The 13,281-nt window shown below is 47.0% G+C and carries 18 protein-coding genes; 6 read left to right on the top strand and 12 right to left on the bottom strand.

The features are described from left to right. The first annotated feature begins 38 nt into the window (after positions 1–38). Positions 39–1,196: a zinc-dependent alcohol dehydrogenase gene (locus tag ACS5PU_RS16790; protein ID WP_439460310.1), complete on the top strand. Its 1,158-nt coding sequence runs from the start codon at positions 39–41 to the stop codon at positions 1,194–1,196. A gap of 402 nt (positions 1,197–1,598) precedes the next feature. Here the strand turns inward: ACS5PU_RS16790 and ACS5PU_RS16795 are convergent, their stop codons facing one another. The 8 genes from ACS5PU_RS16795 to ACS5PU_RS16830 all read right to left on the bottom strand — a co-directional run bounded on the left by ACS5PU_RS16795 (position 1,599) and on the right by ACS5PU_RS16830 (position 6,796). Then, entirely contained in the window at positions 1,599–2,099 is a 501-nt protein-coding gene (locus tag ACS5PU_RS16795; RefSeq protein ID WP_439460311.1) for a CinA family protein, read from the bottom strand. Positions 2,100–2,230: 131 nt separating this feature from the next. After that, on the bottom strand, positions 2,231–2,749 hold the full coding sequence (locus ACS5PU_RS16800) for an RNA polymerase sigma factor (RefSeq protein ID WP_439460312.1): 519 nt from the start codon (positions 2,747–2,749) through the stop codon (positions 2,231–2,233). Positions 2,750–3,056: 307 nt separating this feature from the next. After that, positions 3,057–3,497 carry a hypothetical protein gene (locus tag ACS5PU_RS16805; RefSeq protein WP_439460313.1) on the bottom strand — a complete coding sequence of 147 codons (441 nt, stop codon included), beginning with the start codon at positions 3,495–3,497 and terminating at the stop codon, positions 3,057–3,059. Between the two features lie 44 nt (positions 3,498–3,541). Continuing rightward, positions 3,542–3,742, bottom strand: a complete 201-nt coding sequence (locus ACS5PU_RS16810) for a hypothetical protein (RefSeq protein WP_439460314.1) — start codon at positions 3,740–3,742, stop codon at positions 3,542–3,544. A 271-nt stretch (positions 3,743–4,013) separates the two neighbouring features. After that, positions 4,014–4,637 carry a hypothetical protein gene (locus ACS5PU_RS16815; protein WP_439460315.1) on the bottom strand — a complete coding sequence of 208 codons (624 nt, stop codon included), beginning with the start codon at positions 4,635–4,637 and terminating at the stop codon, positions 4,014–4,016. 18 nt (positions 4,638–4,655) lie between these two features. Then, a complete protein-coding gene (locus ACS5PU_RS16820) occupies positions 4,656–5,231 on the bottom strand; it encodes an arylesterase (protein WP_439460316.1) in 576 nt (191 codons plus the stop codon). Next, positions 5,232–6,212, bottom strand: coding sequence for an SDR family oxidoreductase (locus ACS5PU_RS16825; RefSeq protein ID WP_439460317.1), 981 nt, complete (start codon positions 6,210–6,212; stop codon positions 5,232–5,234). It lies immediately after the preceding gene. Between the two features lie 86 nt (positions 6,213–6,298). Beyond that, positions 6,299–6,796: a DUF421 domain-containing protein gene (locus ACS5PU_RS16830; protein WP_439460318.1), complete on the bottom strand. Its 498-nt coding sequence runs from the start codon at positions 6,794–6,796 to the stop codon at positions 6,299–6,301. A 269-nt stretch (positions 6,797–7,065) separates the two neighbouring features. Between ACS5PU_RS16830 and ACS5PU_RS16835 the strand changes: the two genes are divergently transcribed. The 3 genes from ACS5PU_RS16835 to ACS5PU_RS16845 are packed head-to-tail and all read left to right on the top strand — an operon-like array spanning position 7,066 to position 8,125. Continuing rightward, a complete protein-coding gene (locus ACS5PU_RS16835) occupies positions 7,066–7,266 on the top strand; it encodes a hypothetical protein (protein WP_439460319.1) in 201 nt (66 codons plus the stop codon). 12 nt (positions 7,267–7,278) lie between these two features. Then, positions 7,279–7,791: a DUF4385 domain-containing protein gene (locus ACS5PU_RS16840; protein WP_439460320.1), complete on the top strand. Its 513-nt coding sequence runs from the start codon at positions 7,279–7,281 to the stop codon at positions 7,789–7,791. 40 nt (positions 7,792–7,831) lie between these two features. Next, positions 7,832–8,125, top strand: coding sequence for a hypothetical protein (locus tag ACS5PU_RS16845; RefSeq protein WP_439460321.1), 294 nt, complete (start codon positions 7,832–7,834; stop codon positions 8,123–8,125). A 507-nt stretch (positions 8,126–8,632) separates the two neighbouring features. Here the strand turns inward: ACS5PU_RS16845 and ACS5PU_RS16850 are convergent. The 3 genes from ACS5PU_RS16850 to ACS5PU_RS16860 form a co-directional block, all read right to left on the bottom strand. Then, entirely contained in the window at positions 8,633–9,202 is a 570-nt protein-coding gene (locus ACS5PU_RS16850; protein WP_439460322.1) for a YciE/YciF ferroxidase family protein, read from the bottom strand. Positions 9,203–9,782: 580 nt separating this feature from the next. Beyond that, entirely contained in the window at positions 9,783–11,027 is a 1,245-nt protein-coding gene (locus ACS5PU_RS16855; protein WP_439460323.1) for a DUF2252 domain-containing protein, read from the bottom strand. A 26-nt stretch (positions 11,028–11,053) separates the two neighbouring features. Continuing rightward, entirely contained in the window at positions 11,054–11,518 is a 465-nt protein-coding gene (locus ACS5PU_RS16860) for a low affinity iron permease family protein (RefSeq protein ID WP_439460324.1), read from the bottom strand. A gap of 218 nt (positions 11,519–11,736) precedes the next feature. Between ACS5PU_RS16860 and ACS5PU_RS16865 the strand changes: the two genes are divergently transcribed. Then, a complete protein-coding gene (locus ACS5PU_RS16865) occupies positions 11,737–12,579 on the top strand; it encodes a DUF72 domain-containing protein (RefSeq protein ID WP_439460325.1) in 843 nt (280 codons plus the stop codon). A gap of 48 nt (positions 12,580–12,627) precedes the next feature. Here ACS5PU_RS16865 and ACS5PU_RS16870 read toward each other — a convergent pair whose 3' ends face one another. Continuing rightward, positions 12,628–12,903 (bottom strand): hypothetical protein, encoded by a 276-nt coding sequence (locus ACS5PU_RS16870; protein ID WP_439460326.1) that lies wholly within the window; start codon positions 12,901–12,903, stop codon positions 12,628–12,630. Positions 12,904–13,041: 138 nt separating this feature from the next. Here ACS5PU_RS16870 and ACS5PU_RS16875 point away from each other — a divergent pair, with 138 nt between their 5' ends. Continuing rightward, positions 13,042–13,275, top strand: a complete 234-nt coding sequence (locus ACS5PU_RS16875) for a hypothetical protein (RefSeq protein ID WP_439460327.1) — start codon at positions 13,042–13,044, stop codon at positions 13,273–13,275. The last annotated feature ends 6 nt before the right edge of the window (positions 13,276–13,281 follow it).

A 13,281-nucleotide genomic window follows, 5' to 3' on the forward strand; every position in this document is an offset into this window, starting at 1 on the left:
CCAGAAGGAAGATAATTTCACCTATTAATCCCAAATCTATGAAAGCAGCAGTTTTTCACAAACCCGGTGATATCCGGGTAGACACCGTTCCGGATCCGAAGATCCTTGATTCAAGGGACGTGATCCTAAAGGTAACCTCGACGGCGATCTGCGGATCTGATCTCCATATCCTGAGCGGTGCAGTTCCCCAGAAGGACCCATTGGTGATGGGGCATGAATTTATGGGGATAGTCGAAGAGGTGGGATCAGCCATCACTAACCTTAAAAGGGGCGATAGGGTCGTAGTGCCTTTTCCTATTGCCTGCGGGACCTGTTTTTTCTGTACCCATGAGGCGAGCCCTGCCTGCGAGAATTCCAATTATAAGAATTACGGGCCTAACGGCGACCTGGCCAGCCAGAAAGGTGGTGCGCTTTTTGGTTATACCGATCTGTATGGGGGCTACTCCGGCGGGCAGGCGGAGTACGTCCGTGTGCCTTATGCAGATATCAGCCCGAGGATAGTTCCTGATCATTTGAGCGATGAGCAGGCGCTGTTTTTGACCGATATCTTCCCCACCGGTTGGTCGGCAATAGACTGGGCCCAGCTTAAAGGGGGGGAAACAGTAGCCATATTCGGGTCAGGACCAGTGGGTCTGATGGCGCAGAAAGCAGCCTGGATTAATGGGGCAGGAAGGGTGATTGCGATCGATCCACTGGATTACCGGCTGGCCAAAGCAAAGGCGGTGAATAATGTAGATACGCTCAACCCCCATAAAGTTGATGTGGTCGAGGCTATCAGGGAGATGACCGGGGGCAGGGGTGCTGATGTGTGTGTGGATGCAGTAGGTTTTGAGCCCGAGCGGACACTGTTCGATAAATTGAAGGCGACAATTAATTTCGAAAAAGGTTCGATCAAGGTGCTTGAGATGTGTTTCGAGGCGGTTAGGCGAATGGGAACGGTATCGATTATGGGGGTTTACGGATCTCCCTATGATAACTTTCCAATGTTCAGGATTTTTGATAAGGGGATTACCATCAGGCAGGGCCAGGCTCCGGTGCTTAATTATATCGATAAGCTAATCTCGCTGGTTGATGCCGGGGATGTGGTGCTGGATGATATTATCACCCATACGCTGCCATTGGCGGATGCGGCCAGGGGCTATAAGATCTTTGATGAAAAAGAGGAGGACTGTGTAAAGGTAGTGCTTAAGCCATAAGAAATATACGGCACCAGTTTTGATGTGATGGTTATAATGGATCCCCCTTTGCTTTCTAAAAAGGGGGATTTTTTATGGACCTGAGAGCTATAGGGTGCATTTAGCAAATTTTGATGTCATCGGCTGGTTATCTGATAGGAGGTTTTCATGGCGGGATAAATTATGCATTTTTCTTTTGACGGGTTAGCTCGTTACGAGCTTTTGCCCGGCAGCATAATTTAGGTATTTGCCAGCGTTAGGTTTTGATGTGCTGCTTTTGAAAGCCTTTGATTGCAGCAGGAATGGTCTGTAAGGTTTTCTTTTTAATTGGCTTCACAGGTGCTGGGCTTTTTTCTGGTAGAATAGTTTCATTACCGCTGGTAGATTTATTATCGGGATCTTGACCGATTGTAACCTTTCGGTTTACAACGAGGAGAGGTAGTCATAGAGAAGTTCAGCGCAGCGTGCTGTTGTAGCCTGGACAATGTCCTCTCTGTCGCCCGCGAAATTTAATCGCAGCGAGAAAAGTTGCGCCCAGGGACTTGATGCATAAATGAAGATCGTTCCAACCGGTTTTTCACTGGTTTCACTGCCTCCAGGAGCAGTTAGCCCTGTTATGCCAATGGCTATATCAGCGGGAATTAGCTTGTGAAGGCCGTTAGAGATCGCCTTGGTTACTTCCATGGATTCAGGTGTGTACTGTTCAATCAGCTCCGGATCTACACCCAGAAGTGTCTCTTTCAGGCAGGCATCATAACAGACAATGCCGCCTTTGAGGAACTTTCCGGCATCATTGATGAGCGAAAATTCAGCAGTTAGCCTGCCTGCAGTTGCGCTTTCTGCGAAAGCGATGGTAAGCCCGCCTGTGGTGAGCATTTTGCCCACCTCCTCCATTTTCTCCCTGTGTATCATATCATCATTCAATTCGGCTCTGGTTTTCCTACCATTTAATAACAGCAGACATACCCTAAGGGTTTTCTAAGGGGTGATTTGGTGTTTACAAACGGGTTGGCTGTTAGTACAGTTCCCGTTTGTTATCATAATTGATCGGATGTTTATTCTCCCGCCCCGTCACGGTAGTTTTTAAGGTATTTTTTTAACAGCAGCCTGGCCTGGTGGATATGTGTTTTGACCGTTCCCAGCGGAATACCAAGTTCCCTGGAGATTTCCTCATACTTGTAACCTTCGAAATAACGTTTAAAAGGGTAGCTATAGGTTTCGGGTATACTGGCCATAGCCTTGCGGATATCCTCCATCATAAATGTGGAAACCGCTGAATTACGTGTTGAGCTTTTCAACAGGTTGGGGCTGTTGATTTCTTCTTCCTGGCCGATTAGCGCCTGTCTTTTCTGGGCCTTTCGATAATCGTTGATAAAGGTGTTGCGCATGATCACATACAGCCACCCCCTGACATTGGTTCCCCGGTCAAAATTGGCACAGAAACGTACCCCTTTAACCAGCGTATCCTGGACAAGGTCTTTCGCCTCGTCTTCATCCCTGGTAAACTTTAATGCATGTGTGTGAAGTGCGCCGGCATGTTGGCCTGCGATCAGGCAAAATTCGTTTTGATCCATGTTGTTTTCATTTAGGTGATGTAGGTTAATAGCTAACAAAGGGGCAGGTCTTTGGTTTCGGTTTACAGGCGATCGGGTGGAAAAGTCCGTATTTATACTTAGGGGGGCTAGGGGCAAATAGGTATTAATTACGGTAGGAACAAGCTGCATAATTGCGGACCTGTGGATGGGCTAATCGGTTCTTTAATGGGGATAAATGAAAACGGGAACCCATCATCAGAGAGGCTCCCGTGTAATCTAAATTAACGTTATCAAGATAATAAGCGTTTTTTTAAAGCTTTATATTACGGCAGGTAATTTTTTTTGATCAGAGGTGCTTATTAAATAGCTTCAGTACTGCAGCTGTCGCCAGTGCGCCGGTGAGGTAATAGGCAATGGTCAGCGCAGTGGCCTTTTCATTGCGAGCAATAGGCTTGGGATCGAGTCCCATAGGTTTAGGAAGGGTAACTGCGCCGATGCCTGCAGCTAGGCCCAGAGTGATTGCCTTGGGCCAGATCAGGCTATTTCTCCCACCTATCAGGCTATAATAAACGGCGTTCCCTGCAATATCCCCCGCAAGGGTGGCCAGGTAGAGATTGTGCTGATCTTCAATTCCCGTGCCCAGATAACCCAGTGATTTTTGCAGGGCCTCTTCGCCCATGCGGTCGATGCGTGGCATGCCGCTGTCTTTGTTTTTGAGGGATTCATGCAGGATGTTCAGCACCACCGCCCCTGCCAGGCCTGAGATTAGATTTGTGAGTTTGCCCATGTTGTCTGTTTTAGGGATTATAAGGAGGTTTAAACGGGAGATGGTTAGCTATGCCCGGCAGCTGCAATATATTCAGGGTCAACGGGCCGCTGCGCGTCAGTGGGCGTATTGTCCAGGTAAGCAATTTCAAGCTGGTCCAGGTAAGTTTTAAGTGTAGCGATTTTCTCCAGTACCGCTTCCTTTTGCGTAGCAGTATGTTCAGGCGCGCCGTCCATGGCGTTAAGGGTATCGACAGCGTAGTCCATGAAACGCCTCGCGTTTTCAGATAATGTGAGGTTTTCCATATTTTGATATTTTGTTTCCGGAAATCGCCGGGCTTCTTTTAAAGACAAAGTATATGATGAATGGTTTTTGTTAAGCTCGAAATTGATTATTCCCTGGGGTTGTGTTTTACAACCAGGCTAAATGTCCTGCACCCTGTGGATGATAATCTGCTGAAAGGCTGGCAGGTGGATGCGGAGATTAGCAACGCAAAGGAACAAGGATGAAAACAATAATAGGCCATCAGGGCCTGGCCTAGCGCTTTTTGATTAAGGGCTTGGCTGCTTTGTCACCAGCTTTTGTTTTTGCTTTTTTTAGTTTTTGTTTAACCTTGTTTAAAGGCGGTTTAGACGGTGATATCGCAGGGGATGTTGCCCGTGTTGTATCACCCGCCGTTGCCTTCGCATATTTTGATTTTTGTTTAAGCGCTGCTGTGCTCTTTTTAAGCCTGGATTTTACGCGTGCTTTCGCTCCTTTAGCGTTCAGGCGCTTTTCTAGGGCAAGCAGTCTGGCCTGCCATTTATTTAATATTTCATCTTTGGGGATAGGCTGGTTTTTCTTGCCGATAAGGCCAAGGATTTTGGCCAGCGGGGCAGTATCTTCGGCCAGGCCAGGGTGTTTAGTGATCCAGTTTTGATGAACGGTTTCCAGGTGCTCCTTTTGGGCGCGGATTAGCGCTTTTAGTAATTTTAGCTCGGAAGATGAGTCTTTGGTTTTTCGCAGCAAAATGAGCAGCCGCGATGCTGCCTTTAAATGCACAGGGTTTCCAGAGAGCACTGACCGGTAGGTTTTAATGGCTTGCGGGAAATCAGCTGCAAGTTCGAAAGCCCTTGCCTTTTCTAATTTTTCCTGTTCTATGATCCTTGCTCTTTTTCTCATGGTTAATCTGGTTGGTTTTTATGCTGCTTCGCGCTGAAGGATAATCTTGTAGAGTTCCGGCCAGATATTTTCTGCCGCAATCTGATAACCTTCCCTTAGCGGATGAACGCCATCGTACATATTCAGGTAATGGATGCCAGCTACGTTTTTTAACAGCGAGGGCACTAGCGGGATGCCGTTTCTTTCGGCAAGCGCTTGAAATATGCCACTATAATCCGCTTTATGTAGGCCTATTGCCCAGTCCGGGAGCTCAATACCCAAGAGCAGGATCGAGGTAGATGGGCAGCTGGATTTTACTTTTGAGATGATTAGTTGCAGATTGGCCAGGATCAGCACAGGGCTGGTGCCGCGCAGGAAATCATTGGCGCCAAGTTCCAGTATGAAGATGGCAGGTTCTTGATCTAGTACCCCTTCAAGCCTGGATAAAGCCGAGGAGGTAGTGTCCCCGCTAATGCCGGCATTGACCACGCTGTAAGTTAAATTTAGCTGCTTTAGCTTTGCGCCGATCAGGGCCGGTATGGACGTTGTAGCCGGGTCTTTAAGCCCATAGCCTGCTACCAGGCTATCCCCGAAAAAGATAATCTTGCTGGCCATCTACCATTTCCTTTTAATGAGTAAAGCACTTAATAGCAGTCCTGCAGCGATCGCGATATATTTGCGGTGTGCTTTCGGCTTCCCGGGCATGCCCCAGCCGCCGTGAACAGAGTTGCCATAAGCTACAGGGCTGAAAATATTGCCATTGGTAGGGCCTATCGTTTTGGCATGTGTAAGGTAGCTGCGGATGAGGCTGCCTGCAATGGTAGTGGTCAGGGTTGGCAATAGTGCCCGTGATAGGCGCATGAGCGTGGAAAAACTGCCTATCATTTTTTCTGGTCTGGGGTTCAGGGAGAGTTTAAGGATTTCATTGGCCAGTCGGTTAGGATCGTAAACCAGTGGCCCAGGTTTGAGCGCTTTACCAGTGTAGTTGGCGGCATGCTGCATGCCGGGCGTGTCTAGAAAACCGGGAAAGGCATCACAGATATGGATATTCTTGTAAGCACGGAGTTCAGATTTTAGGGAGGCCGAAAAACCGCGCAGACCAAATTTTGCCGCCGAGTAGCCTGCGCCAAAGGGCACGGGCAGGAACCCGCCGATAGAGATGTTATTGATCAGGATACCATGTCCCTGATTTTTAAAGTAGGGCATTACTGCATGAGCACTGTGCATGTAGCCTAAGAGGTTGGTCCGGATCACCTGTTCGCTTACTTCCATAGGCGTCTCATCGAAGCTGCCCATAGCCAGTACACCGGCATTGTTGACCCAAACGTCGATCCCGTCTCTAAAGTCTGCCGCTTGAGCTGCAAGGTTAATTACCTGGTGATAGTCTGAGGTATCGCAGGCTACGCATTTGACTTCAGCGCCAAGGCTTTCACATTCAGAGGCGAGTTCCTCTAGGGCCACCAGGTTTCTCGAGGAGATAACCAGCCGGTCATGGTTTGCGGCAAAGGCGAGTGCGATAGCCCTTCCTGCTCCACTCGAGGCACCGGTAACGACTATTGTCCTTGTGTTGTGTGCTGTGTTTTTATGCTGTTCCATATTTAGCTAAACTTGCTTTAAGGGTGAATGTTTGCACCATGGTTATATTATTGCAGGTTTTATTATCAAGCTGATGCTATGTGGGGTTATTTTTCAGTGTCCCTTGTTTTGATGATGGTGATTTCTCCGTTTCTTTCCATGTATATCTTATCTACTGTAGCGAGGTTCTGGGTGAAAAGTTTTGCCCTCATAGCATGCATTACCTCCTCCTCGCTCAGGAGTGATTTTTTAAGGTTGCGCCCGATAAACTTGCCATTTTCGTAAAGTTTGATCTTTTCTCCTTCAGCAAGTTTTCCAAAGCCGGGGCTGATACTAACCAGATAACCCAGGCCGCGGTGGAGCAGCACAATTAGTATGCAGGCCGCGACTACAGGAAAAAAGGGGGAAGCACCAACGATAGCTCTGCTTAAAATAGCACCCAGTAGTATTACAATGATATTGTCCAGTGGACTGTGCTGTCCGAAAGAACGCCTGCCCGATAAGCGAATCAGTACGTATGCAATTAAGAAGATAGCAGCAGCCCTGGTACAGATGGCCAGCGTGCCAATATCCTTTGGGGTTCCGATCAGTTCTTCTAGTGACATGGTGTTTTAGGCATAAGGTTATTAAAGAACCTAAAAATTGTTTTGATTGTTTTACTGGAAAATGGCAGTAATGCGCTAAACAGCCTGACCGGATAGTTATGAGCCTGATGGGTAATATTAAGATTAGGATTATGGATGGTTGATTGGAATAGGGAGCAAACCTTTTCTTTGCGGGGACTGTTGTTAAAACCAGAGGGATCAGGACCACTGCCACAAAGTGCTGTGGTGGTTTGGCTGGCTCTAAGAGTGATAAATTTAAATTGCATAAGATGAAAAAATGGTTTGTAATCTGTTTTGTAGCAGGCGCATTCAGCCTTGCTGCATGCATGGGCAAAAGTGCCAATGGTAAAGATGGTCAGAAAGATACTTCCTATAAGGTGGTTGATACTACCGGTAAATCTGCCGATTCGCTTTCGGGTGATGCGCACCAGGATAGTACCACTAACGCGCCAAGGATGCCGGGCGGATAATGGGAAAGATGGATGAGGGTTGGGAAAGATACTAAAAGTACCAGGCCCCGCAGGCCGTCTTATCTGGGTTTTGAGCATGCGGGCTATAGCTGGAAAAGTGATGTGGATTATCGGGAGCATCCAGAGCTGTACCGGGTTGGTAAGGGAGAACAGGGCGTATTGATCTGTGAGCCTTATAAGTCCCTACTCGGCCCGTTGTGGCGTTTTAAGGATCCCGGTATTGCACGCTCCAGCGCTGAGGCTATTTATGAAATGTTTACCGGCTTTATGGATAATGGAGATTTTGTGGGGGCAGATCTTGCGCGGAAATACCTGCAAATGGGCTACACCCGCGCCAGGCGCTATGCGAATTATAAGGGAGGCCGTAAGTATGATAAGGACAGAGATTATGCGGTTTTAGAGAGGGGAACGGGCGATGAGCTGAAAGCGAAGGCTGCCGCTGTGTTCTATGCTTACTGGATGAGAGCCGAGGAGCATCCTGTCTATAGAGAGGCGAAAGCGTATTGGAAAAAAGTTTACGGTTGATTGCTTTCGGGAAGAGATAATGATGATAATAAAATAAATAATGATGAAAGATAAACAGAGAAGCCCCAGCGTGGGCGGTGATGATAGGGCCAGGTTTGAAGAAGGGCTAGTGGAAACCCGCTATACTGAGCAGGGCGAGCCCTATTACGTGGTTAGGGACGGCCTGGATGTAGAGGAATATGCAGCACTGGCCAAATCAGTTTTAGAGTCGGAAAAGGATATTGCCCATGATTTTAAGGGTAGAGTGATCAGCGAAGCAGGAGACCGGGAAGCATTTTTTGACTACAAATCAGGCTGGTTTCTTGAGGGGCTGGCTGAAGGGGAATTGGAATAATGTTAGCTTGATCATGCGGCAGGTGCTGCTGCAGTAACGGCCTGAAGGCTGAAAGAAAAAGTAGCACATTTTGCAGGATAATAGAAGATCCATGCTGGTCGAGAATAGTTGACACCAGGTAAAGCCCTATCCCGAATCCGGGAATGCTTTTGATCTGCAGCGCGGATACCCATGCCCTTATCGCCTATTTTGACGATCACTTCGTCCGCTTTCGGTTTGCAGCTAACAGTAATATCGCTCCCATGGGCGAGTATTTCTGCGCATTGCTGATTAGGTTGGTGAGTACCATTGATATTTTTTCGCGGTCAGCCAATACGCTGATAGCCTCTTCGGCCAGGTCGATGATCTGGTGAGGGGTACTGGCGATGCGCGCATCGGTGATGGTGTTTATCCGGGAGGGCGGATAATAAACACGGGCTGTCCGGAAAGCGGACAGCCCGTGTTTGGCTTAGCTGATGGAAGGTTTTTCCATGATCCTTTTGTGGGAAGGCAGTTGGCTAGAAGGGATTATTCTGCTGCTGCTTCTGCGTTTATTGTACCAGTGGCTATTTGCGTCAAGGCTTCATCAGTAGCCTTTTCGTTTTCAAGCGTTGCGGTCAAAAGATCGGCGATATCTTCGCGATCCATGTTCTGGGCAAATACCCTAAGGGTACCGTAGGTAGCAATTTCGTAGTGTTCCACTTTCTGTGCTGCTAGGATAAGGCCCGCATCGCGTATCATGGTACCTTTGTCGGTATCAGCAATAATCCCGTCAGCCTCTTCCAGTAGGCCTGCCATGGCATCGCATTTTTTTGCCGTGGCTTTTTCTTCCAATAGCTCAAATACTTGCTCCAGGGTTGTGATATGCTGCTCGGTTTCGGCAGTATGTTTTTCAAATGCTGATGCTAGTTCAGGGCTGGTGGCAGCTTTTTTCATTTTTGGGAGCGCTTTAGCCAGGTGTTTTTCTGCCCAGTAGATGTCCTTTAGTTCATCTACAAAGAATTCGTGGAATTCCGTGTTTTCAATTTTTCCCGTTTTTGATGCCGTTGTGCCCTTTGTTTTAGCAGGGGCTTTGGCTGCTGTTTTTGTCGTTGCCATAGTGATGTCATTTATAGGTTATGTCTAGAAAAAGAACCATCGGTTGGCAGCAATAGTTTTGTTGATTTCGCTTACACGTATTTTTACCTGGTATGGCGTTTTGCAGGCAGCCTCTGGGACGATTGCTACGGGACATCTGGTGATGTCATAGCGGTTATTTCACGTAGTTATACGTGTTTTTTTCTTCGGGAAGCCAAAAAGGATTTTTTTTCGTAGATCTTCTCTAAAATAATATCCATGCGTTCAGAAAACCATCATTTAGTCCCGGCATGGGGAAAGCCGCAGAGGGTAGCTCGTGGCCGGTTTATAGTTGCAGACCATTATATTGAGGTTGGTCAGAAGACCTGTGAGAGCGTACTTGCCCGTATAAAGATCGGGGACCGTATTAGGGGTGCGGACGGCAGAAAGGGGACCGTTGGCAATGTTGAAGTCCTCCTGCGTTATGCGGAAGTACAGTATTATTTTCGCTTGGAGAGAGGGCTAGGGACGATACTGGTAATCAAGTGAGATTGGTTGGGATATAATAAGATTATCCATTTTGCATAGCTGTCTGCTAAATTTAATTACGAAACCTTGCCCCTTAGCTTAAAACGAGCTCATCTTTTGCTTTACTTTCATGCCGAGTTTTGTAAGCACCGTTTCTGTAGTCCTGCTGGAAGGCACCAAAATCCGCGCCTACTAGCGCAGCTTGTTCTTTAGCGATGTCAAGGATCTGCTGTTGCCAGTGTCCCTTGATTGCAAAAGCTTTGAGTTCATCCTTGGTAGCAGAGCCATCCATCCCTGAGCTCCTGAGCTGCGAGGATGCGGTGAGCATCGCCATGTCATCTATGGCCTGGTAAAGTTTACGGTACTCTGCTTTGATGAGTTTGAATTTCAGCGTGTCTTTTACAGGCTGAAGTTCCTGTACCACATAGTGCTCATTCCTGAAATTTGCTGTGGAAAGCAGAGATGCGGACACATGTTGCATGCGTTTCTGTATCGATACGATCCGCTCCGCCTCATTGGCCCATTTGGGCTGCATGATTTGGAGGAAAGGGATTAACGAAGAGGGATAGGCTTGTTTCATGTCGATGAGCAGGTAACGGTCTTTTCTTTGTGTGCTTTTGAGCAGGAAAAGGTAGCGTTTCTGTCCAAGGCTTCCTGTTCCGGCCAGGCGATAAACCACATCTTTTACGCGGTAATTGTAAGGGCTATCGTTATTTTGGGATAGCCATTCTTCCATGTAGGAGATCAGATCGGATTTGAGTTCTTTTTTGAGTTTAAAATGGCGTTCGTCGGTGGTATTCAGCTGTAGTTTACTTCCCTTTTTTAAAGTGCGTTTCTTTAAAAGTTCATCTGCAGAACTCCGTTCAGCGCGTTTTAAAAAATCACCGGTTATGCCTTTGGCTGTCCTGGGATCAAGATCCATCGCCTTTCCTGTGGCGAGTGTTGTGCCATAAGTTTTCAGGAAGAGCGCAGCCATATTCACCGCCTGTTCGCCGTCGATCTCCAGGGTCTGGAAAGCGATGAAGATACTGGTCACCAGGCGTACCACTTCCCATAATACTGGTGCTTTGACAGCCTCGTCGAAATCATTGAGGTCAAAGTAGACCAGTTTGTTATTGCCCCTGTAGCTACCAAAGTTTTCCAGGTGCAAATCGCCACTGATCCATCCGGTAGGGGATTTGGGCATGGAGTTGAGTGCTGCGATCCGTTCATAAAAAAGGTGGCAGCTCCCGCGGTAAAACCGGAAAGCGTTTTCCAGCATCGCAGCATATTTTAAAGGTATTATGGAATGGATTCTGTTTTTGTTGAATGCTTTTATCTTTTCGCTGCGTGATGACATATCGTAGGTATTAAAATGGATGCGGGTTAATTTTGACTCGGTTTCTTGCGTTTTGGTGCCTGGCTTTTTTTCTCTGCAAGCTTTTCTGCCGAATCAATTGAATGTGATTTGTGGATATCGTCATCTTTTTCAGCTACCTCCGAGAGTTTTTGGTAATATTTACGCAGCGTGTCCAGCTCTGCCTCGGTGAGGTCCTCGATATCGACCATGCGGTTACTGGCAAAGCGGCTGGCGGCAAGGAGTTCGTTGAGTTTTAATTGTATGGCCTTTGAATCCTTGTTCTGGGTTTTCTGAATCAGGAAGACCATCAGGAAGGTGACAATGGTGGTTCCGGTATTGATGACCAGTTGCCAGGTATCCGAGTAATGGAATAACGGACCGCTGACAGCCCAGATGATTACGATTCCAAAGGCGATGATAAAGGCCCAGGGGCTACCTGTCCAGCAGGTAATCTGGTTGGAGATGCTTTCGAATAGGTTCTGTTTTTTCATGTTGATTGTTTAAAGTTATACAGAGTACAATATTTTGTTGTGAATGGTTTTAGCCTCGTTGCAGGTGGTTGATCTACAGTGTCTTTTGTTATGTTCCCGCAGAGTGTTTATCGGTTTTGTCCTGGTTTATAAATTGAAGAGATCTTCAAAGGGTTATGCCTTTTCTTATATTGCTTTGTTTTATTTTGCCAGTAGGTTACTAAAATATAGATACCGAGATGGGGAAAGCAGAAAAGGATCTAATACGCCGATCTGGCAACAATTTGGTAGCGGGCCTTGTTGTTTGGTTAATGGAAAAGCAAATCAAAGGTTATTATTCGGGAACAAGCGGGCTGATATTGCCCGTACCCAATAAACTGCATTATCCTGAGGAGTTTAGAGGTAAGTCCAGGCTTTGCTATTACAGCTCATTGATGGATAGTATCGAGATCAACAGTTCGTTTTATAAAATCCCGATGTCCGCGACGGTTAAAAAGTGGGCAGCTGAAGTGCCAGAGGGATTTCGGTTTACCTTTAAACTTTTCAAAGGGATTACCCATGGGGCGCAACTCGGCTATAATGCTGATGAGCTGCACAGGTTTATGGATGTGGTTTCAGCTGCCGGGGAAAAAAGGGGCTGTCTTTTGGTGCAGTTCCCACCCAGCGTCAGAATAGGCCAGTTCAGCCAACTCTCCCGCCTAATGTCCGATCTGCGCGAAAATGATTTGGAGGGAAAATGGAAGATCGCCCTGGAGTTCCGCCATCCTTCGCTATATGTGGATGAGGTAATGGAGCGCTTGGATGAGTATAGCCTGGGAATGGTTGTTCATGATAAAGGGATGGGAGCAGGGCCTGTGCAAAGATCCGATACGGATTTTCGCTATTTGCGTTTTCATGGGCCTGGCGGCAATTACAGGGGGAGCTACAGCGAGGACGTGCTGTGCGAGTATGCAGAATATATTAGAGACTGGTTATCGGAGGGGAAAAAGGTTTATGTATATTTTAATAATACCATGGGGAATGCCTATGGGAATTTACAAACGCTCCGCAGATTGGTCGGTGAAATGGTTAATGTCCGGTAAAGGTTCTTGTTGGGGGTAATTGTAGTGCTGAGTGGATTGTCGGGCTTTTTACTTCAGGTGGTTTTCGATTTCACCTGCAATCAGGTTTATTTCTGCTGCGCCGAGAACTAGATGCTTGCTGTTTCCTATGGCGTGTTGTTCGTATGCAGCTAGCTGCCATTCTTCAATTTCAGTCCGTTCCATTAATATCCAATCCAAACCTTCCCGTCTGGTTGCGCCAATGATCTGCCCATGGTGGGTAATGATAAAATAATCATCCTTTGGGATAATGCTTAAGATGGTGGGTTCCCCGTTATGGGAAATTCGGATATCAAAGGCTGTCATGCTAGTGGAACTCTAAAAGAAGGTCTTTTGTTTTAAGCGCAATCATCTTTAGTGGACAACTGATCCAGGATATAATCAACAATTTTTTCTATAGTAAAACTTTTTCCCCCGATCCGGGCTTTTTTAAAGAAAGATCATATGGAAGAGTTAATTGTACAGCTGAAAGCTTTCTTACGTAGGCGTATTGGTCGGATAGAGATTAAGGGAGCCGCTGAGATCAACCTGGTCCTGGCTGAGAATGAGAATCCGGTAACACGCTCTGCCGAGCTTAAGGCCCATGTTATAGAGATTATTGATGAATCTACCCTGGCAAAAATTAACCTGTTATCATCTTCGGGAGGGGTTCTGGATAGTTTCTCACTTAACCAGTAAAAGCTG

The sequence above is a fragment of the Pedobacter sp. GSP4 genome, from assembly GCF_051857575.1.
Taxonomy (GTDB): Bacteria; Bacteroidota; Bacteroidia; order Sphingobacteriales; family Sphingobacteriaceae; genus Pedobacter.